This window comes from Halobacillus sp. HZG1 (genome assembly GCF_035818575.1).
Taxonomy (GTDB): Bacteria; Bacillota; Bacilli; order Bacillales; family Halobacillaceae; genus Halobacillus; species Halobacillus litoralis.
Genome location: NZ_JAYLVQ010000013.1, coordinates 1 through 24,860 on the forward strand (window position 1 = coordinate 1; position 24,860 = coordinate 24,860).

A 24,860-nucleotide genomic window follows, 5' to 3' on the forward strand; every position below is an offset into this window, starting at 1 on the left:
TTCGAGACACTTAAAAGGTCAAGGGGCGGAGGGAAACGGTGAGACTCCTATGGGACGTGTGGGACAGGTGAGACCCCGGAAGGCGTAGCCTGAGGAGGCTCACCGCCCGCCCCATGGAAAGCGAACCTTTTCCCGGAGCCCCTAGAACCTTACAATCATCTCGAAACTGAGTCTTCAAGAAAAGGGGGCGTTTGTGTAAGGGGAATAATTATTTATATGAGTCCGGCTGTCATTTTCAAGCAGCCGGACTTTTTTTATAAGGAGCACGAATTGTTAGTAGGAAACAAAGGGTTTTGGCCAGGAAAGCAGAATATTAGTAACGAAGAATAGGAGAGGGGTGACGTGTATCCGAGGCCTCTGATGGGTATAGTAACAGATAGATAATTTGGAAGAGGTGATACGATGTTTTATTCAGTGACTTTACAAAAAATAATCTTTCTTACAGGGATCGGTGTCATTATTGGTGCCATCATCGGCTTTTCGTCTGTTCTGGGATTCGGTCTTGATGGTTCCGTATTCGTCCTTTCTATGTTCTTGAGTATCATCAGTGTTTATGCGACGGCTATGTATGCGGAACTCTATCATATCCGGGAAGCGATCAATAAACAAAACAAGGATTTTTAAGGTAAATCATAGAAAAAACTGAATAATAGAATGGTTATGTATAGGGCGCCTACAATCGCCATGGTCCAATATGTGGACTTCGTCAATTTTTTAAAAATCACGAAGAAAGTGGCGATGACAGCGCAGATGATAAAAACACTATAAAAAAGGTCCAACGTCTATAACCCCTTTCTTTATTATTGTTGCTATTGTAATGGAAATGGAACAAATATGCGAGGGGTGGAATGGATGAAAATGAGTAGGGAGCCGCGGTTTATATGCAGGCTGTAAAGGGAAGAATGGAAGATAGTATCCAGAGAGGATGGGTGCTCCATGACCCTGTTTGACGGATTATTTTTAGTAGTGACAACCTTTTGGCTGGCAGAGTTTTTTATCTTCAGAAATGATCGGTCAGGAGGAAGTGGTTCTTATGAACGCCGTTCTTTTCTGCTGATCCTCGCGACCGTGGTCGTGACGCTCGCGTTTTCGCTTTTTATGCAGGAATGGAACATTGGAATTTTCTATCATCGTGGTATCTGGTGGATGGGGTTGGTGTTCTATGCCTTTGGAGTGGGTCTGAGGTATTGGGGGATTCTTCATCTGAAAGATCAATTTACCCGAAACGTCTCTGTTCAGGAAGGGGACCGCCTTGTAAGCAGTGGTCCATATCGTTTACTCAGACACCCTCTTTATACAGGGCTTTTATTCATCATTATCGGGTTTTGTTCAGGACTCGGCAACCTGTATGCTGCACTCATCAGTGGAATTTTCATGACGATCGCATTACTACATAGAATTAAGCTCGAAGAAGCGATGCTCGTGGAGCAGCATGGAGACAGGTACAGGGAATGGCGCCGTACTAGGTACCGGCTGATTCCTTTTGTTTACTAATTTTGGAGGTGGATGGTTTTGAAAAAGAAAACAGCGGTTGTAGTGGGAGCAGGTTTAGGTGGTATGTCAGCAGCAATTCGATTGTCAGCGGATGGATATGACGTAAAGATCATTGAAAAAAACAGCAACATAGGTGGGAAGCTGAACCGCAGGGAAGGGAAAGGGTTCACGTTTGATACGGGACCTTCGATATTGACGATGCCCTGGGTTCTTGAACAGCTTTTTGAAAGTGTGCACCGTCGTCTTGAGGACTACATCACTGTAGAGCGGGTTGAACCGCAATGGCGTACCTTTTTTGAAGATGGTACACAACTTGATGTCACAAGCGATCTACCTAATATGCTGGAGGAGATGGCCAAGGTCACCGAACGGCCGAACCGAAAGTTGACAGATTTCCTGTCCTACAGTCAGGATATGTATGAACTATGTATGAAGAGTTTTTATAAATATAGTATCGAAGACTTAAAAGATTTGAAGAAGCATCATAAATTGAGTGAATTATTCCAGATGGATCCAATGAATACAGTAGCGAAAGCGACGCACAAGCACTTTGATAACAAATATTTGGAACAGCTGTTCAATTATTTCGTGATGTACGTAGGTTCCAACCCTTATGCTACACCGGCTATTTTAAATCAGCTTGCTTATGTTCAGCTTGGGCTTGGTATACATTATGTAAAAGGCGGCATGTACAAAATTGCGGAAGGCATGGGGCGTTTGATGGAAGAGCTGCGTATCGATGTGGAACTGAATACTCCGGTCCAGCAATTGGTGGTGGATGGTGATCGTGTCATTGGTGTAGAAACGGCCGAAGGAACGATTCACGAAGCGGATGTTGTTATTTCGAACCTTGAGGTCATCCCGGCTTACCGGAAGCTGGCCCCGCAAACATCCAAGGTGAAGAAAGAAACAAAAGCGCTCGAGAAAAAATTCGACCCGACTGTATCGGGGCTTGTGTTGTTGCTGGGTACAGATCGCAAATTTGAGAACTTGAAGCATCATAACTTCCTTTTCTCTGACGACCCGGAAAAAGAATTCAAACAAATTTTTGAGGAAGGCAAGCCGGCGGATGACCCGACGATTTATATCGGAATTTCTGCGAGGTCTGATGAAACGCAGGCGCCTGAAGGGAAAGACAACTTGTTTGTTCTGACGCACGTCCCGCCGCTTGAAAACAAGAAGCGTAAACCGATCGACTGGGATGCTTACCGTGAAACGGTGTTGGATAAGTTAGAACGCATGGGCATGGAAGGGCTGCGCGATTCGATTGAATTTGAGTATCGTTTTACCCCTGAAGATCTCGAAGCTTTGTACGGTCCGAATGGCGGATCTATTTATGGAATAGCGGCTGACCGCAAGTCTAATGGTGGATTTAAAATACCTTCCAAGAGTCAAATTTATGAGGGGCTCTATTTTGTCGGCGGCTCCACCCACCCGGGCGGAGGCGTACCAATGGTAACATTGTCCGGTCAGCTGACCGCGGATTTAATTAAAGAGAGAGAGACAGAACCTGTTCACCAGTAAAACAAAAGCTCAGTGCCGCCGAGGCGCTGAGCTTTCTGTGTGAGAAGGGGAAATACTTGTCGCGTTCCATTCATTTACTGTTTACGGGTGTGGAGGGAAGGGAATGGTTGAAAAATGCCATATTGAAGTTGATTTGAAGGAGTTTTTATATGAGCGACTGGATGATTTTTGCTCTATTTTTTATATCAGGAATTTTAACCTTTTTCATAGCCTCAAGGCTTGCGGTGTTTGGGGATGCGGTAAAAGAAAAAACGAGAGCGTCTTCCGCATTCATGGGCGCGATCATTGGTATAGCCATATCGCTGCCTGAACTGACCTCAAGCGTTACGGCGATTGTCATCGACAGTCCTGATCTGGCTGTTGGAAACTTAATCGGAAGCAACCTGTTCAACATCATGGGGCTTGCGATTTTTGATATTGTCTACCGCCGCTATCAAATATTGACACATGCAACGGTGGAAAGTAAGTTGTATGGCTGGCTTGTGATTTTTATGACACTCATCGTCATGGCCGGTTTGAGTTTGACTCTTCCGACCCATATTTTCCACATAAGTTACACATCCATTGTCATTGTGATTCTCTACTTTATTGGTTCGAAGTTCATCAATGACCGGACAGAGTACCAAGGTAGAAAAGTGAAACGGCAAAATGAACGATACAAAGAATATTCATACAAAGATGTCCTTTGGCGCTTTATTCTATATGCTTTTCTTATTATGGTTATCGGTAGTGTGTTAACCATTACGGCTGAGCGGATTTCTGTCATTACAGGAATCGGTGCTTCATTCATTGGTGCCTTCTTGGTAGCCATCAGTACGTCTTTACCGGATGCCGTCAGTGTAGGAACCGCCCTCAAACTCAGGAATTTCAATCTTGGAATCAGCTCGTTGCTTGGGAGTAATGCTTTCAACCTGATGATTCTTGCGATTACAGATTTTATCTATTTAAAAGGAAACCTTCTACAGCAGTCCTCTCCTGCAAACATGGTTACAGGAGTGACATCCATCGTGTTCATTCTGTTGATTATTTACAGCATCACACGTAAGAATGTTCGCGCATGGAATTACTTGATCCCTTCTTTTTTAATTATTGTGAGCTATTTTGTCACTACGTATCTAGCGTTTCAGATGAAATGATAGAGTTGGCGCGAAAGAGAATGGATATATTTTCAACCAGGCAATTTCTGAACGAATGAAAGAGGAAAAGATGATGAGGAATAAAAGGGGGTGAGAGGATGGAGTGGCCTGAACATTTAGTGAATGAAGCGAAAAAGAGAATAGAACCATATGATGTCGAAGGTTTCGTTCTTGGAAAAGGTGACGATCGTGGGAGGGTCATGATTGTCGGCGAAGCTCCTGGTGAAAACGAAGCGGTGAAAGGGGAACCCTTCATTGGGAGGGCGGGGGACGAACTGGACAAACAGCTCGACTACCTCGGTTTGTCCCGAGAAGATGTTTACATCACCAGTGTAGTGAGGAGCCGCCCCTACAAGTGGGTGAAGACGAACAAAAAGGGGATGGGTGGCAGAAGGAGAGCCAACCGAAAACCAAATCAAAAAGAAATCTATGCTCATGCTAAGCTGCTCGATTACCAAATTGAACAAATGAAACCCGATATCATTATCGCTCTCGGGGGAGTGGCTTATGAGCGGTTGACCGGTAACAAAGGAAAGCTTAGTGATGTCGTTGGTGAAGCGATCACCACTTCCGTTCAGAAGGAGGAAGGTGGGGGATATGGGATGTCGGAGGATGAATATACCGTCGTTCCTCTCTACCATCCGGCTGCTGTTTTTTATAATCCGAAAATCAAGGAAGACATCTATCGGTCCCTTGATCAATTGAAAGGTTATTTGAAGCGTGAGGGAGAGTAATAGTGTCCATCACTAGGATTTCTGATGAAGGGGAGAGCTGCCATTAACGGGGGCTCTCCGTCTAAGGGGTCAGCTTTCTTTATTGTGGTTGATCTGAACTTTTTCAAATACAAAGTAGCCTTGTGTACTGGCGGTTACAGATCCTACTCCTGTACTTCTCCAACTTCGGATGGCGATTCGCCCTTCTTCTTCCCCTCTGATTCTGTAAATCTTTGTTTCGGGAAGAAAAGCGGTCACACTGTCTAGTGCATCAGACTCCTCGCCAGGGTTTTTGTGATTGATAGTTCCAATTACTTCTCCAAGCTCTTCGGGTGTGACTCTCTTTGCTGTTTGGAAAAATTGCTCGTCCTCATGAATGACGTACGTTTCCCTGACCATCATCGATGTCTTATGTTTTTGCGAGTTGTCGGCTTTTATAAAAGTAGATGGAGCCTTTACAGCTGCTGTCTTCAGCTCGGGAATGGTGTCTTTAGTCATCAATAAACCAGCCGTTTGTGGTGGTTGTTGGTCTTGTGAAAGCTGCCAGCCGGTAAACAGAAGAATGGTTGCCGTTGGGATGAGTAGAGTCTTCGCGCCTCTGTGTGGTTGTTTCTTTGGCTTTTTTTTAGAAGATTTCAAGACCATTTTTTTCATATGTCTTTTATCAAATGGGACTTGATCATACTTCACGCTTTGATCCATTTTTTTTAATTTGCGATCAATCAAATCACTCACTCTGGGAACTCCCTTCCGATGTTAACCGTTCTTGCAGTAGTTGGCGTGCGCGCCTTAAACGAGTCTTTACTGTGTTAGGACTTGTATTCAGCACGTTAGCCAATTCATTGGTGTCGAACTCTTCAAAGTAATATAAAATGATAATTTCTCTGTATTTATCTTCAAGTTTCAGCACGTGTGCCAGCAGGATTTCATCCTCATCCTGCTGCAGCACAAATTCTTCCGGCGTCTCCTTTGTTGAAGGGATGGAGCGGAAAAGATCCGTGCCTTTTTTGACAACCCTCTTCATGTAGGAACTTTTCAAATGATCTTTACACAAGTTAATAGTGATCTTGTACAACCAGGTTTTGATGGTTGATTCTTTTTTGAAAGTGGCATATTTCTGGTATGCTTTAATAAATGTTTCTTGAGTGATATCTTCTGCGATTGCATAATCTTTTACATACGAATAAGCGAGCCATTTTAAATCATGGCCGTATTCTTGAATCCATTCTTCCAGGCGTTCCTCACCATGTTCTTCGGGTTCATATGTAGATTGTGAGCGTTGGTTCCGTATCAATTTTTCCCACCTCATCTGTTAGACGACACTCCCCGAGAATAAGTTTTGGTTGGTTTCATTTCTTATGATCTTATCTATGTATTCGATAGACATCACCGTTTTCCTTTTTAAAAAAGAGGGGAGGGTCGTAGGTGTATGCGGTCCTCTCCCATTATCGGAGGGGTTTGGAATGCAAAGACCTGGACGTTGGCTAGCTGTTGCGGGGTTTTTCTTATGGCTGATATGGAAGTTTTCCTTTTCTGTTGAGTGGCTGGAATTTTCGATCGGTTTCAGTTTATTTATCCTTATTCCACTTTTGCTTGAAGAAGCAGTCAAAGAGTCCAGGGGAAATCGTGCAGAACATTGGTTGTGGCAGTGTCTGGTCTGTTTACTCCCATTTTCCATAGCTGGCGTCTTGTCATTATCCACGCAGGCTGGATGGGAAGCAGCAGCCTGGGGGTTGATATGGTTCTTATACACATTATCCGTGGCAGTGGGAGGGGTTTGGCGCTTTCGGCTGCGGCAAGGGGCAAAGGTGGAAGAGCTGAGCATTGATGTTGGATTTCTATATTTAGCATTCGCTGGCCTTTTCCTTTTCATCTCCCGTCTTCCTATTAAGAATTTCGGTTCACTCTCGACACGGGAATGGATTGTTTTAGCTTTGTTTTTTCATGGAGTCGCTTTTTTATTGGCGGTAATCACTGGATTCTTTGGCCGGTATCGAAAAGAGATGGCGGTTAAGCCAAGAAAAAAAGTCGATCGTCCTTACCGCTTTTTAGTGATCATGGTTCTCGTCAGTCCGGTGATTGGTTTCTTCAGCCTCTTGTACGGAACGGAAGCCATCATTCTTTCCGTAGCCATCTTTTCGGTGCTGCTCATTTGGATGTGCCTTTGGTGGTTCTGGTTATCGGTTGAATTCAAGCCGTGGGTACAGACAGCGTTGATACTAACGAGCCTTATGGGATTCAGTATTGTTGGTAGTGCGTTGTGGAAGGGATTAAGTATTGGGCGTTTGAGTAGTGTCGGGATGCTTGCGACCATTCCGCCATATGGTTTCTTTTCTGCCTTACTCTTTTCATGGCTGATCGTTTTTGCGTGGAGGGGTGTAAATAAACCTCGGAGAATGATGCCTGAGAGTGATGGATAGGATGGAAAATGTTTCACGTGGAACTTCGGTTATCCTGTCGATGTTTGTCTGTGGTGCTAGGAAGAAGAGCTGAAGCTTCCTCTTCAGTTATTACGGATTTATGCTATAATAAAAGTGAAACGGCGACAGCTGCAACTGTCGCCAGGATACCGTTCGCATAACATGAATTTTTGACCTCCGTTACGTGTGGAGGTCTATTTTTTATTGTTCATTTTTATGATGAGCGCAAGGAGCGTAATGATGAACGTTCCGAACGCTAACATGATCATAAGAGATTCATATGTGCTCATCGATGGCCTCACACCCTTTCTACCACAGTCTTTATCTTGAAATAGAGAACGGTATCTATCTACAAGGATACCATATTTTGCGAAAAATAAGAACGTGTGTTCGCAAAATAGCCAGAAGGAACTAAAAACTCCGGCTCACCTTAGGGGGAACCGGAGTTTTTTTATATGATTGACCTTGGAATAATAGGGGGACCAAGGTGAATCTGTGATTGGTTTTACTGTGCTGTTTTTGTCTCTGCGGGGGTTTGTGTTTTTGTTTTAGATTCAGAATTCAACCCGTCGAGTCTATGGAGTAATCCGACACCGAAATCGCCGTCTGTGCTTGGGTTGATGTTCTCGTTGAAAATTCCACGGCTTGTTTCGTAGGCTTGAGACCCGTGCTCGGAGAAGTCGAGACCGGATATTTCCTCTTGTCTTGACACGCGGATGCCGACTGTACTTTTTACAATGAAGACAACAGCTGCTGTTGTCAGCATCGTCCAGGCAATGACAGATAGGACACCGATCGCCTGAATGCCTAGTAGTCCTGCGCCACCTCCGTAGAAAAGACCACCTTCAACAGCGAAAAGACCGACGGCAATCGTACCCCAAATGCCGCAAATGCCGTGAACAGCGATAGCTCCGACTGGATCGTCAATTCGGACGACTCGATCAAGAAACTGAACCGCCTCTACTAAAATAATACCGGCAATCAAACCAATGGCCAGAGCTCCAACTAAGGAAACATTGGCTGTTCCTGCTGTGATCCCTACTAATCCTGCAAGCGCACCATTCAACGTAAGAGAGGCATCTATACGTTTGAACTTTGCATAGGAATAGAAGGCGGAGCTGATGATTCCTGCGGATGCTGACAGCAGGGTGGTTGCAATGACAGAAGGGACCAGAGATGGATCGGCAGCCAGTGTACTTCCGCCGTTAAATCCGAACCAGCCAAACCATAGGATGAAGACACCGAGAGCCCCTAATGGAATGTTATGCCCGGGAATGACGTTTACTTTCTTGCCACTGTATTTACCAAGGCGGGGTCCTAAGAACATCACGGTGACGATCGCCCCAAGCGCACCTGTTAAGTGAACCACTGTGGAACCGGCAAAATCAACAAATCCGAGCTCGGAAAGCCATCCGCCACCCCAAACCCAATGTCCTACGACAGGGTAAATGAAGCCTGTCATAACCACCGTGAGTAGAAGGTAGGAGCCTAGTTTCATCCGTTCTGCAACAGCACCGGAAATGATGGTTGCGCAAGTGGCTGCGAATACCGCTTGAAACACGAAGAAACCGATCTGGTCTTCTTGACCGCTTAGGAAAAACCCGTCCATTCCGATCATTCCCCCACCGGAAGTACCGAACATAATACCAAAACCAACGACAAAATAAAGGACAGCGGCGATAGACATCGTCATGAAGTTCTTCATAAGGATGTTGAGGGCATTCTTTGAACGGGTGAATCCGGATTCGACCATGGCAAAGCCTGCGTGCATGAAGAATACTAAGAAAGCGGCAATCATGATCCAAACCATGTCGACGGATTGCAGAACGGCTTCAGCAGATACCGCTGTTTCAGCACTTGCAATAATCGGAAATCCAAGAAGAGCGAATAAGAACAGAGGAACAATTTTTTTCATAAATGAATTCTTCCTTTCGAAATAAAGTATTAGATAAGTGCCTGCTTGCCGGTTTCTCCTGTTCGGATGCGGAACACTTCATCAATTGTAGAAACGAAGATCTTTCCGTCGCCAACTTCATCTGTCGCGCATGTATTGATGATCACATCAATGACCGCTCCTAGTTCGTTGTTCTCGACGACCATTTCCACCTTCACCTTTGGATAAAGTTTAATTTCAAAACGGCTGCCTCTGAAGATTCCTTCCTGGCCTTTTTGTTGGCCGCACCCGGCAACCTCAGAAACCGTCAGTCCTTTCACACCCAGCTCATCCAGGCTCTGCCTCAAATCTTGAAAAGCTTCTGGACGGATGATTGCCTCTACCTTTTTCATGACTATAGTCCTCCTTTTTACCATTGTGTAAGGTTTCCTCACACAATGAGTAAGTAATTAAATCTAACTATAAAATAAATATTCTGAAAAATCAATACACTTTTTGGCGTTATGTAAGAAAAGTTGACATAAAAGCGCTTACTTGGATAAAAAGGAAGACCAGGTCATCCAGAATATGGATGACCTGGTCGGGTGAAAGTTGGTAAATGATTATATTATAGGTCGTCGAAGCCGTTGGTTTCGGATACTTTAGTATATTGCCGTGATTTTTGTTCGAAGAAGTCGGACTTTCCTTCATCGACCTCCTGGTAAGCCCGGATCCATTTCAATGGATTTTCTGTATAAGTAGGGAACGGTTTTTCTGCTCCGAGGAGCCTGCATCGTTTGTTGGCAATGTAACGAATATAGTCCTCCAGATCCTGAAGCGGAATACCCGGAAATTGATTTCCGATCAGGTGACGTGCCCATTTGATTTCTAAATCAGCCGCCTGTTGGAACGTATCGGTCACGAATGTCCGGTAGTGGTCGTGATCCAACTCTGGGTTTTCGTTTAATGTTTCGTTAAAGATATGACCAAACAAGCTGACATGGATTTGTTCATCACGGTTGATGTAGTTGATCATCGTGCTCGTGGAGACCATCTTCTGATTCCTCGCTAGATTATAGAAGAAGGCGAAACCGGCATAGAAGAAGAGGCCCTCAAGAACGACATCATATACGATGGACTTCAGGAAGCTGTCCACGGAAGGATCATCAGCGAAGGTCTGATATCCATCGGTAATAAAAGTATTCCGTTCTTTCAGCACTTCATCATGCTTCCAGTAATCAAAAATCTTCTCCTGTTCTCCTTGATCGACGAGCGTAGACAGAACGTAAGAATAAGACTGGTTATGGACAACTTCCTGAAAGGCGAGCACTTGCATTAAGGCTGATAGACTTGAGTCGGTCAAATAGTCCGCGATTTTCCCTGAATAATCCGTTTGTATGGAATCCAGGAAAGCGAGCAGTCCGATGATTTTTTTGAATGCCGTCTGTTCCTGCTCTGAGAGCGCAGGCCACTGCTTCAGGTCATTGCTCATGTTGATTTCATTGGGGATCCAAAAGTTTGAAAGCATGGTCTTATACATCGGATAAGCCCATGAATAGCGGGTGTCATCCCAATTCAATATGTTCGAGCTTTTTCCGTTGATCACCCCGGTAGAGGCGTTTGGTGCTTCGTAATCGACGAGTTTTCTTTTTTGTAGCGATGCCGTCATGGTGATTTTCCTCCTTTTATGATGAGCAGACTTCACAATCATCAAATTCTCCCTGGCTGGATGTTGACCGCGTATAATAGGTTGTTTTCAATCCGTGTTTCCATGCTGACAAATGCAAATCCAGCAGCTCTTTCGCCTGAATGTTGTTGCGCACATAGAGGTTGAAGGAGACGGATTGATCGATATATTTCTGTCTAATGCTGTTCTGTCTGATCGATGCATGTTGGTCAACATCATAGGCGGATGGATAGTATCCATAAGTTTCATGAGACAAGTCAGGGGCGGTGACAGGGATTTTATAATCTTTTTTCTCTTCGGAATAAAACTTTTTGAAGACCGGGTCGATGCTAGCTGTGCTCCCTGCAATGAGAGACGTGCTGGAGTTTGGTGCAACCGCCATCAAGTATCCATTCCGCATTCCATTCTTGGAGACCTTATCCTGCAAGGCTTTCCAGTTCCATGTCCCTTCTTGGTCAAACGTTCGTTTAATGAAAAAATCCCCTGTCTGCCAGTCGGATCCTTCGAATAGAGGATAGCTTCCTTTTTCGGCAGCCAAATCAGCGCTTGCTTCGATGGCATGATAGGCAACAGCTTCATACACTTCCTGTGTATAGTTGAGTGCTTCCTCGGATTCCCAGGCAATCTTCTTCTTGGCAAGAAGGTGGGCCCATCCAAAGGTGCCAAGCCCGACACCGCGGTAAGATTGATTGGTAAGCTGTGCTTGTAGAACCGGGATGGTATTACGGTCGATGACATTATCGAGCATACGAACTTGTATGGCGATCAAGCGCTTCAGTACACCGCTTGTGACGGCACGCCCAAGGTTGATGCTCGACAGGTTACAGACGACAAAATCTCCTGGAGTCTTCACTGAAATGATTTTACCGCCTTCTACGTATTGTTCATCCTGAATGGTCGGCTTCTGGTTCTGAGTGATCTCTGTACAAAGATTGCTGCAATAGACCATACCTGCGTGACCGTTCGGGTTCATACGGTTGACTTCATCCCTGTAAAACATATAGGGCGTGCCTGTTTCAAGCTGACCAATCATGATGCGCTTCATGATTTCAATGGCCGGAACTTTCTCTTTGGAAAGGTTTGGATGGGCGACGCAAGCGGCGTATTTCTCCCTGAAAGATCCATCCCCCTTTTTTTCATCAAAGGAGTCTTCCAGCGAATAGCCCATGATGGCGCGAACTTCATGAGGATCGAACAAGTACCAGTCTTCACGATTTTCAACGGCCTCCATAAAGAGGTCGGGGATGGAAACTCCTGTGAAAAGGTCATGCGTTCGCTGGCGCTCATCCCCGTTATTCAACCGGCTGTCGAGAAAAGGGAAGATATCTTTGTGCCAGACATCTAAATATACAGCGACCGCACCTTGACGCTGACCCAATTGGTCCACGCTGACAGCCGTATTGTTCAGTTGTTTCATCCATGGGAGAATTCCTGATGAGACGCCTTTAAATCCACGGATGTCACTTCCACGGCTTCTGATTTTCCCTAAGTAAACCCCGATGCCCCCGCCGTGCTTACTTAAGTTCGCGATGTCGGTATTGGTGTCATAGATAGACTGTAAGGAATCATCGATGGTATCTATGAAACAGGAGCTCAGCTGTCCGTACCGCTTTCCTGCATTGGCAAGAGTAGGAGTGGCGACTGTCATATACAAATGACTCAGCGCCCAATACGCTTCTTTAACGAGAGGAAGGCGCTTGGATGCTTTTTCTTCTGCCATCAACACCATAGCGATGATCATGAAACGTTCTTGCGGGAGTTCATACACTTCTTTCGCTTTACTTTTCGCAAGGTACCGGTCACTTAACGTCTTCAAACCAATGTATGTGAAGAGATGATCGCGATCAGGTACGATCGTGTCTGCCAATTCTTCTATATCCTTTTTTGTGTAATATGTAAGAAGATTCCTGCTGTAAATGTTCTTTTCGGTCAATGTTTGAATCAGCCCGTAGAAGTCCTTATAAGGTTCGGATGTGGATCGATTGTGAGCGGACTTTTCATACATATCTTCCAGGTAGATGCGACTCGCTACATATGTCCAGTCAGGGCTCGTTTCATCGATCTCCGCCAGACATTCCAGGATGAATGCGTGTTTATCATTTTTGAGTGTGGGGGACTTTTCAATGAGTCGTTGTACATGTAAGTGCGGGAATTCTTCTTCCCATTGTTGAACTCTCTCTTGCCAGCACGTGTTTCTTGTTATGGTTTCCATTCTTTTTCACTCCTTGAAAATGGTTCATTGAAATCAGGACACGGAAAAATAAAAAAATCCGCTCAACGAAAATTGAGCGGATGAAACCATGAAACGAAGAGAAGACAAGAGAGCCTCCGTTCCATCGCTTCATCTTCTCAATCCCCGAAGAAGTTGAAACTGCGACGAACGAAGACAGGTCTCCTGGCTGACACTCGATCTTACTCAGGTCCTTCCCGTGCAAAGCACAGTGGAATGTCCATTTCGCGAGTGATGACAGTTGCGGGGGCAGCTCCGGATTCTAACCGGATTCCCTATTAAGCCTAGTGGCATCTTCTATTCGTAGATACTATATATAGTGTTTTTTAAATTTTTAATTAGCTTATATTGTGTTTCTATCATAACGCTGAAAAAAGGAACATGCAACTCTTTTTTATCGAGCTTCGACAAGAATAGAGCTATCATCTCTTTTATGATCCGCTATAATGGAGGGTAGGAAATATTTTTGAAAGGGATGATGGTGTGGCACAAACATTTAATTGGCATAAAGAAGCGGAGAAGCAATGGAACGATCGTGCAGAAATGTGGAATTCAAAAAGTCGGGAGATGTGGGACGGTGGAAGCAGGTGTACAATCGTTCCTTTTTTGACCAAGCATGTAACTAAGGGGCAAATCGCTGATCTCGGATGCGGCGATGGTTATGGCTCCTATCTCCTTTACAAAGCTGGCTTTGATGTTACGGGTCTTGATTTGTCAGAGGACATGGTGAGACGAGCGAATGAACGAGTGAATGATGAGCGGATTTCATTTGTCCAAGGTGACCTGACAAATCTTCCGTTTGAGGATCACTCTTTTGATGCGGCGATGGCGATCAATTCACTGGAATGGACGGAAGTCCCTTATAAAGGTCTGGAAGAGATGAAGCGGATTTTAAGACCGGGTGGCCGTTTGTGTATCGGTTTACTCGGACCTACAGCGATGCCGCGCATCAATAGTTATCGGAGAGTGTACGGAGAAGAGGTCATTTGCAATACGATGATGCCATGGGAACTTCAAAAAATGGCAGAAGAGACTGGATGGACGCATGTAGAGGGCCAGGGGGTGTACAAACGAGGGGTGGAAGACCATCACATCGCCGATCTGGATGAAGAATTAAAACAAGCCTTAACCTTCATGTGGATCTTTATCTTCGAAAAAAAATAAACAACAGAAAAAGCACCCGTTGAGCGGGTGCTTTTTACTTTTTACATGGGAATAAATGTATGACCTGGTACACCGGTTAAATGCAAAAATGTAAATAAATGTATAACCTGGTCGATCTGTGTTTACTTGCCCTCCTCTGACCAGAGGAACTCTTTGAGGAGTTGGTCGACTTCTTCGAGTTCGTGCAGGCCGGAATGTGTGGCCAGCGGGTTGTAGAGACGCTTTTCTTCATATTGTCCAAAAGGGACGATATCTTCCAATCCACTCACACTTGACGCGTGGACAAGTCCGTCCCAATGCTGAGCTTCAGGGTCCTCGTTATTGATGACACCGGCTACAGCAAACACTTCCACATCATTAGGGAATTGATCTTTGTTCTGCACCATCTGCTTTAAAGCTTCAGACTCCGGCCGCAGGTCAGTCGTTGCCGCTCCGTAATTTGATGCAAAATAGCCTTCTTTTTCAATGCCTTTGAAGGGGCTGGCAATGACGGACAGTTTCTCTACTCTGGGAACAGAATAGTGATGCTCGCTCAAAAGGTAATTAACTGAGGCAAGCCCTCCCATCGAATGGCCGACAAGGTTCACTTGTTGAATATTGTAGTCAGCTTTTAACCGCCGCATGATTTCAGAAAGCCAATGGGTTTGATTATAAATACTTGCCCGATTGTTTTCGAAAAGCACTTGGATGAATGGATTGTGCGTTTCACCAAACCCACCTCGGATGGTAAGGTCTCCACGGCTGGAGACATATACCGTCATGTGTTTCTGTCCCCATTGCAAGTTCTGCATTCGGTCCATCATTGTTTCAAAGCTTCGCGGGCCACCCTTATATCCATGCACGAACAATGTGGGCACAATATCTTCGCGGTCCACCGGTTCAGAACTTCCGGGTCTCGAGTTAATCATAAAAAAGAGCAGGCCGATCAGAACGGAGCCCATTAAGATCGGCGTCCATTTTTTCCATAGCATAACGTTTTCCTCCTGAAAAACAGATCTATGAATAGTGTAACGGGTAATGCATGTCGCTTCCTGGTATATTTATGAAAAAAGAATGACAATGTGTCGAAGATATCATTAGCATACCCGGATCTGTCAATGGGCATCGAAGGGTTTATCTCCCATTTTTCAGGGAAAACTGAAATTGTAAAAAGATTGAATTACGGAAAGGAGCTTTCCATTGAATCAAGAAGAATTGAAAAAGAAGATCCACGAAGTCATGGAACAACATAAAGTTGGTACACTCGCTACAGTGAAAAATAATAAACCTCATTCGCGTTATATGACGTTTTGGAATGACGATGAGTTCACTTTCTATACCCCTACGAACAGGGAGACTCATAAAGCGGATGAAATCGAAGCGAACCCCCATGTCCATATCCTCCTTGGTTACGAAGGGGAAGGCTATGGAGATTCGTATTTAGAAGTCGAGGGACAGGCAAAAATCCGTGAAGACCAGGAGATTAAAGACAAGTTATGGAATGACCATATGGACCGCTGGTTTGATGGCAAAGAAGACCCTGAGTATATCGTGCTCCAAATCTTTCCGGAAAATATTCGCTACATGAATCAAGGACAAGACACACCTGAACGTCTTGATCTGTAAAAGTAAAAAGAGTCCGGCTGATTCAGCCGGGCTCTTTTTATTGCAGAGAACAAGGTTCGTCTTCATATTCAATCTCGAGAGTGATGTGCTCGAGTGAAATAGGATGTAAGATTTCTTTGACTTCTTCTTTCACTTTACAGATCTCATCCTTTGTCGCCTCTGCACGTACAACGATGTGAGTGGAGAAGGCATGATTTTCTCCATCCATTGACCAGAGATGGGTGTGGTGAGTGGATTGAACATCACTCAAATCGTTGATTTTCCTTGATAGACCCTCAAGGTCAACGCCTGATGGTACACCTTCAAGAAAGAGACGCATCGTCTGAATGAGATTTTTCAAGACATTATATAAGATGAATAATGTAATTCCAATGGAAGCAATTGGATCCAGAATAGGTACATCAAAAAACAGCATGATAACACTGACGACAAGAACAGCTACCCATCCAAGAACATCCTCAAGCAGGTGCCAGGTCATGACCTTCTGGTTCATGGAGTCTCCCCCTTTAAGGCGGAAAACGGCTGCACCGTTAACTAGAATCCCTAAGATGGAAAGAGCGATCATCCCACCAGCGTTGGGCTGCTCTGGGTTCAAAAGACGGGGGACGGCCTCTGTCAAAATGAAGACAGACCCGACAATCAAGACCACGCTGTTAATCAAAGCTGCTAAAAGCGAGAAACGGCGATACCCGAATGAAAAATGATCCGATTGTTCTTTTTTTGAGTACTTCTGTAAGAACCAGGCGAGACCGAGAGAAAGAGAGTCTCCGAGGTCATGTAAAGCATCGGACAGAATCGCCATACTATTTGTCAGTAAACCACCGATCAATTCAATGATGGTGAAAAAGAAATTGAGAAAAAAAGCTGTTTTGATTTTACCGGTGGTTGAATCGATATGATGGTGGTGATGATGTCCCATATGCTTACTCCTTCCCCTGTATATGATTATATGTTCATATATATAACGTATGAAAAATGAAGAGTCTTGTCAATCCTTTTAGGTTTTACCTGCACAAGGATAACTATGACTCTTCATTAGATATTCTTCATTCCTGGTAAAGTTCAGCAATACGTTTCCAGAATGTGATCAACACATTGAGTTTAATCGATAGGGTAGAACTTTCGGTGGATAGAGTAATAGTCGAGCTTGTTGCCGGTTACTTTTGATAATCTCTCCATAGCCTCTAACAGGAAGGTTTTGTCCAACTGGTAGATGACTTCTGTTTCGATATGGTCGATGGTGCTGCAGGCAAACTCCCATAGCATGTGGTGCTTAGAACTGTCGATTGATTCGGCAACCATCGCAATGGAATCAACGAGCTCTGTGATAATCAGGTGATTGTCACGAGCGTAGTGCCGGATGTAGCCGAAGCCACGGTAAATGTAGGAATCAAAGGATTCGGAAAGAAGAATGACACGGACCTGTTCCTCGTTATCCATCAAGTAAGGAGTGAAGGTAATGTAATGCTCTACGGTAAGCATCAGCTCGGCCATCTGGTGGATGGTATTAGTCGCGGTTTTCGGGTCGTTGTTTCCAAGTGATTTAATCGCGATTTCCGCTAGTTTATGCATCCCCATTTGAATATCCTGAAGTTCTGTTTCTTTGTAATCAATAATAATCATCTTGCAATACTTTTGTTCATCAACGTCATCAGACCCTGGGCCCCAATAGCTGAGCAATTTGTTGTTCTTCAGAATATAATCACCCACTTGGGCGTGAAATTGAATGATGATGTTATCTTTTCTTGCTTCTTCGATCATCTTCCTATAATTCACTATCTGAATGTATCCGGATTTTATAGCTCCGATAGGCTTCTCATTCGAGCGCTCTGCTTCCATCAAGTCTCCCGGTTCTTCTGCACGGTACTGTTCGAGGTCTTTCCTGAGCGTCTGGTTAATCATCTGCTCAGACGAATGCTTCATCGTATCGGTAATGTTGTGCACTTGCATCCATGTGGTTGCATGGTTGATGAAATAAATGAATGTAACGGCCGAAGTAAAGGCAAGGAAAATGGTAACAATCGGAACCGCTACGAAAAACTCGTGCCTCGTGTTTCCGATAAACAGGAAGACGAGAAGCACATAGACGAAATTCCCATTGAATATTCCAAGTGCGTGCTGTGTCCTGCGGTCGGAGACAAAGTTGAGGAGCATTCGGGGAGAGAACTGACCACTAAATGTCGTCAATACGACAAGCAAGGAGTTCAATGTGAAAGCACTCAGTGTCAGAATCCCCCCGATGAGTGTACTGACCAGCATTCGGGTGATTTCAGCATTGATCCTGAAAAATTCAAACGTGTATTGCTCGATTTGAAAAATGAGATCCAGCAACAAAGTGACCACAACAAAAACTATGGACAATAATATATAGAAAAAAGGCATGTACCATAAGGTCATCTGCATTTCGTGCTTTCGCTGGCGTTTAGACATTTTCGCATACTTCTGTATAGATACAGGTAGCAACTTTAAAAACATAAGGCTCCTCCTCTCTAGTGAGAATAATAATCGTAATCGTAGTTTCCCCTTCGTCTGAATCGATAAAACGAGAATAGGATATTTTTCTACAAAAATTTTCATAGGACAAAAAACATTTAGTGATTACGATTCAAGCCAGTAGATTGGATAGGATTTTGGTTTCATACAGATTGATCGCCTAAAGCTTTGTCAGTTCATAAGCAGTGGGGTATATTGAAAAGATAATCATGGAAATGGAGGGATGAAACATGTGGATACATAAAACATTCGCTGAACTTACGAAGAAGGAATTGTATGAGATTCTGCAGACAAGGGTCGAGATTTTTGTTGTTGAACAGGAATGTCCCTACCCTGAAGTCGACGGAAAAGACGAGGATTGTTTACATATATGGCTGGAAAAAGAAGGGGAGATGGTGGCGTACTGCCGCATTGTCCCGCCAGATGGAGCGGAACATTACCATAGTATTGGCCGTGTGCTTGTTAAAGAAGCGCATCGAGGTTGTGGCTATGCTCGTCAGGTGATGGACCGTGCCATCAAAGTGTTGAAGGAAGATTTTAAGGTCAAAAATATCTCGCTGCATGGGCAGGAGCACTTGCGTCATTTCTACGGCTCTTTTGGATTCAAGGAAGTTTCAGAGGTTTATCTTGAAGATGGTATCCCTCACGTGGATATGCTGATGGAAGTTTGAATCGTTTCGTTTCCTCCATAACCGGGAATGATAGCTTTGTGATAAGTTTCCGAATCCAAATGGAGGTTTTAGAATGAGTCCAAAAACATTTACTAAACAATATATTAACGGTCAGTGGAAGAACGGTTCCAGTGAGAAATATGTAGATAATGTCAATCCTTATACACAGCAAACGATTGCTTCCATCCCATCTGCAAATGAAGATGATCTTAACGAAGCATACGAGTCGGCTGTAAATGCTCAAGAGTCATGGATGACGACTCTTCCTGGTAAAAAGCAGGCGCACTTTGATCAATTGCTGAAAGTGGTTCATGATAGAAAAGATGAAATTATCGATTGGCTGGTTAAAGAAGCGGGCAGCACGCTTGTCAAAGCAGAGGTTGAATTTCAGGCAGCTGTTGGCATCATCCGGGAATCGGCCAGTTTTCCGACACGGATGAGCGGGCAGATTTTACCTTCCAACACACCCGGGAAGGAAAACCGTGTCTACCGTTCTCCGAAAGGTGTCATCGGCGTCATCGGTCCTTGGAACTTCCCTTTCCATCTGGCCATGAGATCCATTGCTCCAGCTTTGGCTACAGGGAATACCGTTGTCGTCAAACCGGCGTCTGATGCACCGGTTACTTCAGGGTTGTTAATTGCTGATCTATTTGATGAAGCTGGTTTCCCTGAGGGTGTTATCAATGTGGTTGTCGGTAGAGGTTCAGAAATCGGGGATGCTTTTGTGAAACATCCGGCAGCGAAACTGATTTCATTTACAGGATCGACGGAAGTGGGCAGCCATATCGGTGAACTCGCAGGAAAATATATTAAGGAGACAGCTTTAGAACTTGGCGGTAATAATGCCATGATCGTTCTGGAAGATGCGGATATTGATCAGGCGGTCGAAGCAGCAGCTTTTGGTAAGTTCCTGCACCAGGGACAGATTTGCATGTCGTTGAACAGAATCATCGTGGATGAACATGTACATGATTCATTCATCGAGAAATTCAAAGAAAAAGTAGAGAGCTTAAAAGCTGGTGATCCATCAGAGAAGGATACGGTCATTGGCCCTCTGATCAATAAAGACGCTATTGAACGAATCCAGGAGGATGTTAAGGAAAGCGTCGGTCGTGGAGCTGAAATTCTCACGGGCGGTGAGACAGATGGCAGTGTCATGCAGCCCACTGTTTTGACAGGGGTAACAAGTGATATGCCGATTGCAAAGAATGAAGTCTTTGGCCCTGTTGCTTCTGTTATTAAAGTTTCTTCTGAACAAGAAGCGATTCAAGCAGCGAACAGTTCCCCTTATGGATTGAGTGGTTCCGTATTTACTCGTGATGTCCATCGTGGTGTGGAAGTGGCCAAGCGCGTGGAAACGGGTATGATTCATGTGAACGATCAATCCGTGAATGACGAAGCGCATGTAGCTTTCGGCGGTGAAAAAGAATCCGGACTCGGCCGTTTTGGCGGCGAATGGGCACTGGATAAATTTACGACCGTTAAATGGATCGGCGTGATGAATGGTTATCGTGAGTTTCCCTTTTAAATCAAAATCGTTGGAATTGAAATAGGAAAAAGCAGAAGCTCAAGAGATCGAGCTTCTGCTTTTTTTCATTTCATATATTAAATATTCCTGTACTTCCCACTTCGGCCCGGATTGTATATATCCATTCAATTTTTCAGCATATTTCACAGCTTCTTCCTCTTTGGGGAAAACCCTGTCTCTACGGTCAATCGGGTCTTTTAGAACTTCTAATAAACGGTCATCTCTTCTGATAAGCGTATACACTCGTGAATCCCTCCTGTACAGTATGCGTATGGTATTTGTATAAGATAATTAAAATACATTTTGAACAAGTATTCAATCATTATTTTTAAAAAAATTATCCAACCATCAGACTTATTTCGACAACAGGTGGAGGGATCATGCAGAGTTACTCAGCTTCTTGTAACTATGGAAGCGTTTACTATCGTGGGAAAATAAAAAGACAGTACCTTTGAGTTGAAAAAGTACTGCCCTGGATCCTACTTCTGCTTAAATGCTTTAAATCGCTTTACCGCATCCCGCAATGCTTTTTCCGAATTGTTCAGACCTATACGCACATAGCCCTCACCATACGTACCGAAGCCGATTCCAGGTGCAACGAACAAACCTGTCGTTTCTAACAAATCGTCTGCAAAGCCTTGGGATGTATAGCCTTCAGGTACTTGCAGCCATGTAAAGAAAGAACCTTGGCAGGGAGCGACATGATACCCCGCTTCTTCCAACCCACTGACGAGAAGGTCACGCCTTTTTTCATAGGTTTCTGCAAGTTCTGTAACACATTCCTGGGAACTCAATAAAGCGGTGGCTGATGCTTTCTGTAACCCGCCGAAAATACTGCAGAAATAGTGGTCCTGGATGACCTCAAGCGCTTGAATGACGCTAGGGTTTCCGACAGCAAAAGCGACACGCCAGCCGGCCATATTGTACGTCTTGGACATGGTATAAACTTCAACCCCGACATTTTTCGCGCCTTCGAATTGCATGAAGCTGAGTGGTTTATTTCCGTCAAATCCAATGGCTCCATAAGCAAAGTCGTGAACGACACACACGTCGTTCTTTTCTGCTTCTTGGATGGTTTCTGCGAAAAAGTCCGCATCAGCCATCGCTCCCGTCGGATTATTCGGGTAGTTTAAGAACATGAGCTTTGCTTTTTCCCAACTCTCTTCATCAATTTCCGCGTAGTCAGGTAAAAAGCCATTTTCTTCACGAAGAGGCATGGACTTCATTTCTGCACCGACCATTTCAATACCGGACCAGTAATCCGGATAACCAGGGTCGGGAACGAGCGCAACATCTCCTGGGTCAAGGAAGCACTGGCTAAGCTCAACCAGACCTGTTTTGCTGCCGGGCATAATGGCGACTTCAGTTTCAGGGTCGATGTCTACGTCATATTCACGCTTGTAAAATTCAGCCACGGCTTCCTTGAAGAATTCATACCCGTGGAAGGGAGGATACTTGTGGAAATCAGGGTTTTCGGCCGCTTCCTTTAGTGACTGTACAATGTGGGAGGGGGTGGGTTGATCAGGATTTCCCTGTCCTAAGTTCAAGGTGTCATATCCCCGGTTTTTGTATAGATTTAGTTTATCGATCATGGTTGCGAAAAATTGGTCCGGAAGCCGTTGAATGGCCTTGGATGTTTGAAATTGCTTCATGTCCTTCACCTCAAATGATTTTTTTGAAAAGTCGTACAAAAAGATAATATCGTTAGTTTAACATGAGAGAAGTTTGAGTGGGAACCATATAGGCAAAGAATAAGAGAATAGAAGGTACATAAAAGGAGTGATTGGGATGGACTTCGTTATTATCGGAGGAGATGCTGCCGGAATGAGTGCAGCTATGCAAATCGTAAGGAATAGTAAGGGGCATTCAATAACCGTGTTGGAACAAGGGGGAATCACCTCGTATGGACAATGTGGCCTGCCGTATGTATTAAGTGGAGATGTCGGGTCTACAGAAGACCTCATCGCCCGTGACCCTGAAACGTTTCGCGAAAAATATGGCATCGACGTCCGAACCCATCACACGGTAACAGGAGTAGATTGTGACCATAAAGTCATTTACGGAAAAGATGATCAGGGTGAGGGTTTTGAATTGTCCTATGACCGTCTGCTTGTAGCTTCCGGTGCAGCACCGGTCATGCCTCCGTGGGAGGGACAGGAGCTTGAAGGGATTTATTCGCTGAAGACCATACCTGATATCAAAGAGATTATGGCAGCGACTACGAGCCATAAGGAACATGTAACCATTATCGGCGGCGGGTACATAGGACTTGAAATGGCCGAAAGCTTTGTGTCGATTGGAAAGAAGGTACGGTTGATAGACCGCGGGCCTCAACTGGCGAAAATTTTCGATGAGGACATGGGAGAGCTGGTTCATGAAGAAGCCGAACGAAATGGCGTGGAATTACATCTCGGGGAATCGGTTGAAGGTTTTAAAGGGGATCAGCATGTCCAATCCGTCCTCACGGATAAAGGAGAATACCAAACCGACCTGGTCCTTGTTGCCGTAGGAGTGGCACCGAATACGGCCTTTATGAAAGACACGGGTGTGTACAAAGGGGTGAATGACGCGATAGCTGTGAATGCTTTTATGGAGACGAGCATCCTGGACATCTATGCTGCCGGGGATTGCGCCACACAGTACCACCGTATCAAAAAGAAGGATGATTATATTCCATTAGGCACGCATGCCAACAAACAAGGGCAAATCGCCGGTCTGAACATGATTGATCATCGAAGATCGTTCCGGGGAATTGTGGGTACGTCGATTTTGAAATTCTTTGATTTAACGCTTGCCCGGACAGGTCTTTCTGAACAGGAGGCAAAGAACGAAAAGATCCCGTTTAAAAAAATTACGATTGAATCCACCCATGCTGCCGGTTACTATTCCAAGCAAGATCCAATGACGTTGAAAATCGTTTATCATGAGCAAACCGGTCAGTTGCTCGGGGCTCAGATCATCGGAGGTCTGGGTGCTGATAAACGCATCGATGTCCTTGCCACTGCGCTGTTCCATGAAATGTCCATCGATGAATTAGAAGACTTGGATCTTGCCTATGCGCCACCTTATAACAGCGTGTGGGATCCTGTACAGCAGGCCGCCCGCAAGGCAGACTGAATCGTGTAGGAAGTTCTTCATGTATGGTAGGATAGGAATGAAGCACCATACAGGAGGATTCATGCTGTGAATACAGATTTATATAAAAAGGCGGAAGCATTCATTTGCCAATACTATCAGGAGCAACAGCTTTGTGATACAGATGAGAGATTGAAGGAAATCCAGCGGGAAATTAGTGAGACGGGAAGCTATACGCACACCTATGGTGAGCTTGAATATGGATCAAAAGTCGCCTGGAGGAACAGTAACCGCTGCATCGGACGTCTTTTTTGGAACAGTTTGAAGGTCTTTGATGCAAGAGATGTCGATACAGAAGAGGGCATGCGTGATGCACTACTCAACCACCTGGATTACGCGACAAATGGGGGACGCATCCGCTCGACAATTACTATTTTCAAACCCAGGACTTCGGAACATGTCGTGCGTCTTTGGAATCACCAATTGATTCGTTACGCCGGGTATGAAGAAAACGGCAGGGTGACAGGGGACCCTGCTTCTGTTGCGTTTACGAAGGAATGTCAGAAACTCGGATGGAGAGGAGAAGGCACGTCTTTTGATGTGCTGCCTCTCGTCATCCAAATGGATGGACGGGAGCCCGTGTGGTATGAGATCCCGTCTGGAAAAGTGAAAGAAGTACAGCTGCGTCATCCGGATTTTGCATGGTTTGAAGACCTGGGACTACGTTGGTATGCAGTGCCGGTGATTTCAGATATGCGCCTTGAAATCGGTGGCATCGATTATACTGCTGCCCCGTTCAATGGCTTTTATATGGAAACAGAGATCGGGGCCCGCAATCTTGCCGATGATTTTCGGTATGATCTTTTGCCTGTTGTAGCTGAATCCATGGGACTGGATACGAAGCGGAATTCATCCTTGTGGAAGGACCGTGCCTTGATTGAGCTCAATCAGGCAGTTCTGTTTTCTTATCAATCCGAAGGGGTAACCCTTGTTGACCATCATACCGCTGCTCAACAGTTCCATCAGTTTGAGAAAAAAGAACATTCATGTGGACGTGAGGTCACGGGTGACTGGACATGGCTTATCCCTCCCGTCTCGCCGGCATCTACTCACATTTTCCATTCCGCCTATAAAAACCGGATGGACACACCAAACTATTTCTATCAAACACCGGCCTATGAAAAAAATCCTTCCCAATGATTGGGAAGGATTTTTTCTTTTCTTATTTATGTGAGTTATAGACTGAA

Annotated in this window: 26 protein-coding genes and 1 riboswitch; of the genes, 13 read left to right on the forward strand and 13 right to left on the reverse strand. The window is 44.8% G+C overall.

Translation table 11 applies throughout. The features are described from left to right. Positions 1-402: 402 nt before the first annotated feature. Positions 403-624 carry a hypothetical protein gene (locus VKA52_RS01130; RefSeq protein WP_160916614.1) on the forward strand — a complete coding sequence of 74 codons (222 nt, stop codon included), beginning with the start codon at positions 403-405 and terminating at the stop codon, positions 622-624. Here VKA52_RS01130 and VKA52_RS01135 read toward each other — a convergent pair. Further along, positions 621-779, reverse strand: a complete 159-nt coding sequence (locus VKA52_RS01135; protein WP_326313905.1) for a hypothetical protein — start codon at positions 777-779, stop codon at positions 621-623. The genes VKA52_RS01130 and VKA52_RS01135 overlap by 4 nt on opposite strands. 157 nt (positions 780-936) lie before the next feature. Here VKA52_RS01135 and VKA52_RS01140 point away from each other — a divergent pair, with 157 nt between their 5' ends. The 4 genes from VKA52_RS01140 (at position 937) to VKA52_RS01155 (ending at position 4,888) form a co-directional block, all read left to right on the forward strand. Then, the gene (locus VKA52_RS01140; protein WP_326313906.1) at positions 937-1,494 is read left to right on the forward strand and encodes a methyltransferase family protein; all 558 of its coding nucleotides are present in this window, start codon (positions 937-939) and stop codon (positions 1,492-1,494) included. Between the two features lie 12 nt (positions 1,495-1,506). After that, positions 1,507-3,018, forward strand: a complete 1,512-nt coding sequence (locus VKA52_RS01145) for a phytoene desaturase family protein (RefSeq protein WP_160916608.1) — start codon at positions 1,507-1,509, stop codon at positions 3,016-3,018. Between the two features lie 149 nt (positions 3,019-3,167). Further along, positions 3,168-4,154, forward strand: a complete 987-nt coding sequence (locus VKA52_RS01150; protein ID WP_326313907.1) for a sodium:calcium antiporter — start codon at positions 3,168-3,170, stop codon at positions 4,152-4,154. Between the two features lie 98 nt (positions 4,155-4,252). Further along, on the forward strand, positions 4,253-4,888 hold the full coding sequence (locus VKA52_RS01155) for a uracil-DNA glycosylase (RefSeq protein WP_326313908.1): 636 nt from the start codon (positions 4,253-4,255) through the stop codon (positions 4,886-4,888). A gap of 69 nt (positions 4,889-4,957) precedes the next feature. On the opposite strand, the gene VKA52_RS01160 is transcribed toward VKA52_RS01155, so the two are convergent. Both VKA52_RS01160 and VKA52_RS01165 read right to left on the reverse strand, forming a co-directional pair. Continuing rightward, positions 4,958-5,602: a hypothetical protein gene (locus VKA52_RS01160; protein ID WP_326313909.1), complete on the reverse strand. Its 645-nt coding sequence runs from the start codon at positions 5,600-5,602 to the stop codon at positions 4,958-4,960. Beyond that, positions 5,595-6,161 carry a sigma-70 family RNA polymerase sigma factor gene (locus tag VKA52_RS01165; protein WP_326313910.1) on the reverse strand — a complete coding sequence of 189 codons (567 nt, stop codon included), beginning with the start codon at positions 6,159-6,161 and terminating at the stop codon, positions 5,595-5,597. The genes VKA52_RS01160 and VKA52_RS01165 overlap by 8 nt, the downstream gene beginning before the upstream one ends. A 169-nt stretch (positions 6,162-6,330) precedes the next feature. Between VKA52_RS01165 and VKA52_RS01170 the strand changes: the two genes are divergently transcribed. Continuing rightward, the gene (locus VKA52_RS01170; RefSeq protein ID WP_326313911.1) at positions 6,331-7,287 is read left to right on the forward strand and encodes a YndJ family transporter; all 957 of its coding nucleotides are present in this window, start codon (positions 6,331-6,333) and stop codon (positions 7,285-7,287) included. A gap of 194 nt (positions 7,288-7,481) precedes the next feature. Here VKA52_RS01170 and VKA52_RS01175 read toward each other — a convergent pair whose 3' ends face one another. From VKA52_RS01175 to VKA52_RS01195, 5 genes are all read right to left on the reverse strand, one after another. Then, positions 7,482-7,577 (reverse strand): putative holin-like toxin, encoded by a 96-nt coding sequence (locus VKA52_RS01175; RefSeq protein WP_075037849.1) that lies wholly within the window; start codon positions 7,575-7,577, stop codon positions 7,482-7,484. A 215-nt stretch (positions 7,578-7,792) separates the two neighbouring features. Continuing rightward, positions 7,793-9,202, reverse strand: a complete 1,410-nt coding sequence (locus tag VKA52_RS01180; RefSeq protein ID WP_160916597.1) for an ammonium transporter — start codon at positions 9,200-9,202, stop codon at positions 7,793-7,795. 29 nt (positions 9,203-9,231) lie between these two features. After that, positions 9,232-9,573 (reverse strand): P-II family nitrogen regulator, encoded by a 342-nt coding sequence (locus VKA52_RS01185; protein WP_160916595.1) that lies wholly within the window; start codon positions 9,571-9,573, stop codon positions 9,232-9,234. A 215-nt stretch (positions 9,574-9,788) separates the two neighbouring features. Next, the gene (locus VKA52_RS01190; protein ID WP_326313912.1) at positions 9,789-10,829 is read right to left on the reverse strand and encodes a ribonucleotide-diphosphate reductase subunit beta; all 1,041 of its coding nucleotides are present in this window, start codon (positions 10,827-10,829) and stop codon (positions 9,789-9,791) included. A 16-nt stretch (positions 10,830-10,845) separates the two neighbouring features. Beyond that, the gene (locus VKA52_RS01195; RefSeq protein WP_326313913.1) at positions 10,846-13,059 is read right to left on the reverse strand and encodes a ribonucleoside-diphosphate reductase subunit alpha; all 2,214 of its coding nucleotides are present in this window, start codon (positions 13,057-13,059) and stop codon (positions 10,846-10,848) included. 157 nt (positions 13,060-13,216) lie between these two features. Then, positions 13,217-13,390: riboswitch (cobalamin riboswitch) on the reverse strand. A gap of 170 nt (positions 13,391-13,560) precedes the next feature. Between VKA52_RS01195 and VKA52_RS01200 the strand changes: the two genes are divergently transcribed. Next, positions 13,561-14,241: a class I SAM-dependent methyltransferase gene (locus VKA52_RS01200; protein WP_326313914.1), complete on the forward strand. Its 681-nt coding sequence runs from the start codon at positions 13,561-13,563 to the stop codon at positions 14,239-14,241. A 122-nt stretch (positions 14,242-14,363) separates the two neighbouring features. Here the strand turns inward: VKA52_RS01200 and VKA52_RS01205 are convergent, their stop codons facing one another. Beyond that, positions 14,364-15,212 carry an alpha/beta fold hydrolase gene (locus VKA52_RS01205; protein ID WP_160916589.1) on the reverse strand — a complete coding sequence of 283 codons (849 nt, stop codon included), beginning with the start codon at positions 15,210-15,212 and terminating at the stop codon, positions 14,364-14,366. A gap of 90 nt (positions 15,213-15,302) precedes the next feature. On the opposite strand from VKA52_RS01205, the gene VKA52_RS01210 reads away from it, so the two are divergent. Both VKA52_RS01210 and VKA52_RS01215 read left to right on the forward strand, forming a co-directional pair. Continuing rightward, entirely contained in the window at positions 15,303-15,473 is a 171-nt protein-coding gene (locus tag VKA52_RS01210; protein WP_326313927.1) for a hypothetical protein, read from the forward strand. After that, a complete protein-coding gene (locus tag VKA52_RS01215) occupies positions 15,421-15,846 on the forward strand; it encodes a pyridoxamine 5'-phosphate oxidase family protein (RefSeq protein ID WP_160916587.1) in 426 nt (141 codons plus the stop codon). The genes VKA52_RS01210 and VKA52_RS01215 overlap by 53 nt, the downstream gene beginning before the upstream one ends. Positions 15,847-15,883: 37 nt before the next feature. Here VKA52_RS01215 and VKA52_RS01220 read toward each other — a convergent pair whose 3' ends face one another. Both VKA52_RS01220 and VKA52_RS01225 read right to left on the reverse strand, forming a co-directional pair. Next, positions 15,884-16,765 (reverse strand): cation diffusion facilitator family transporter, encoded by an 882-nt coding sequence (locus VKA52_RS01220; protein WP_160916585.1) that lies wholly within the window; start codon positions 16,763-16,765, stop codon positions 15,884-15,886. Between the two features lie 182 nt (positions 16,766-16,947). Next, positions 16,948-18,321, reverse strand: a complete 1,374-nt coding sequence (locus VKA52_RS01225) for a DUF2254 domain-containing protein (protein WP_326313915.1) — start codon at positions 18,319-18,321, stop codon at positions 16,948-16,950. Positions 18,322-18,569: 248 nt separating this feature from the next. Between VKA52_RS01225 and VKA52_RS01230 the strand changes: the two genes are divergently transcribed. Continuing rightward, on the forward strand, positions 18,570-19,010 hold the full coding sequence (locus VKA52_RS01230; RefSeq protein WP_326313916.1) for a GNAT family N-acetyltransferase: 441 nt from the start codon (positions 18,570-18,572) through the stop codon (positions 19,008-19,010). A 73-nt stretch (positions 19,011-19,083) separates the two neighbouring features. Then, positions 19,084-20,538 carry an aldehyde dehydrogenase family protein gene (locus VKA52_RS01235; protein ID WP_326313917.1) on the forward strand — a complete coding sequence of 485 codons (1,455 nt, stop codon included), beginning with the start codon at positions 19,084-19,086 and terminating at the stop codon, positions 20,536-20,538. Between the two features lie 39 nt (positions 20,539-20,577). Here VKA52_RS01235 and VKA52_RS01240 read toward each other — a convergent pair whose 3' ends face one another. Continuing rightward, on the reverse strand, positions 20,578-20,781 hold the full coding sequence (locus VKA52_RS01240) for a hypothetical protein (protein WP_326313918.1): 204 nt from the start codon (positions 20,779-20,781) through the stop codon (positions 20,578-20,580). 236 nt (positions 20,782-21,017) lie between these two features. Continuing rightward, positions 21,018-22,190, reverse strand: a complete 1,173-nt coding sequence (locus VKA52_RS01245) for a pyridoxal phosphate-dependent aminotransferase (protein WP_326313919.1) — start codon at positions 22,188-22,190, stop codon at positions 21,018-21,020. Positions 22,191-22,326: 136 nt separating this feature from the next. On the opposite strand from VKA52_RS01245, the gene VKA52_RS01250 reads away from it, so the two are divergent. Then, positions 22,327-23,655: an FAD-dependent oxidoreductase gene (locus VKA52_RS01250; RefSeq protein ID WP_326313920.1), complete on the forward strand. Its 1,329-nt coding sequence runs from the start codon at positions 22,327-22,329 to the stop codon at positions 23,653-23,655. A gap of 66 nt (positions 23,656-23,721) precedes the next feature. After that, positions 23,722-24,813 (forward strand): nitric oxide synthase oxygenase, encoded by a 1,092-nt coding sequence (locus tag VKA52_RS01255; protein WP_326313921.1) that lies wholly within the window; start codon positions 23,722-23,724, stop codon positions 24,811-24,813. The last annotated feature ends 47 nt before the right edge of the window (positions 24,814-24,860 follow it).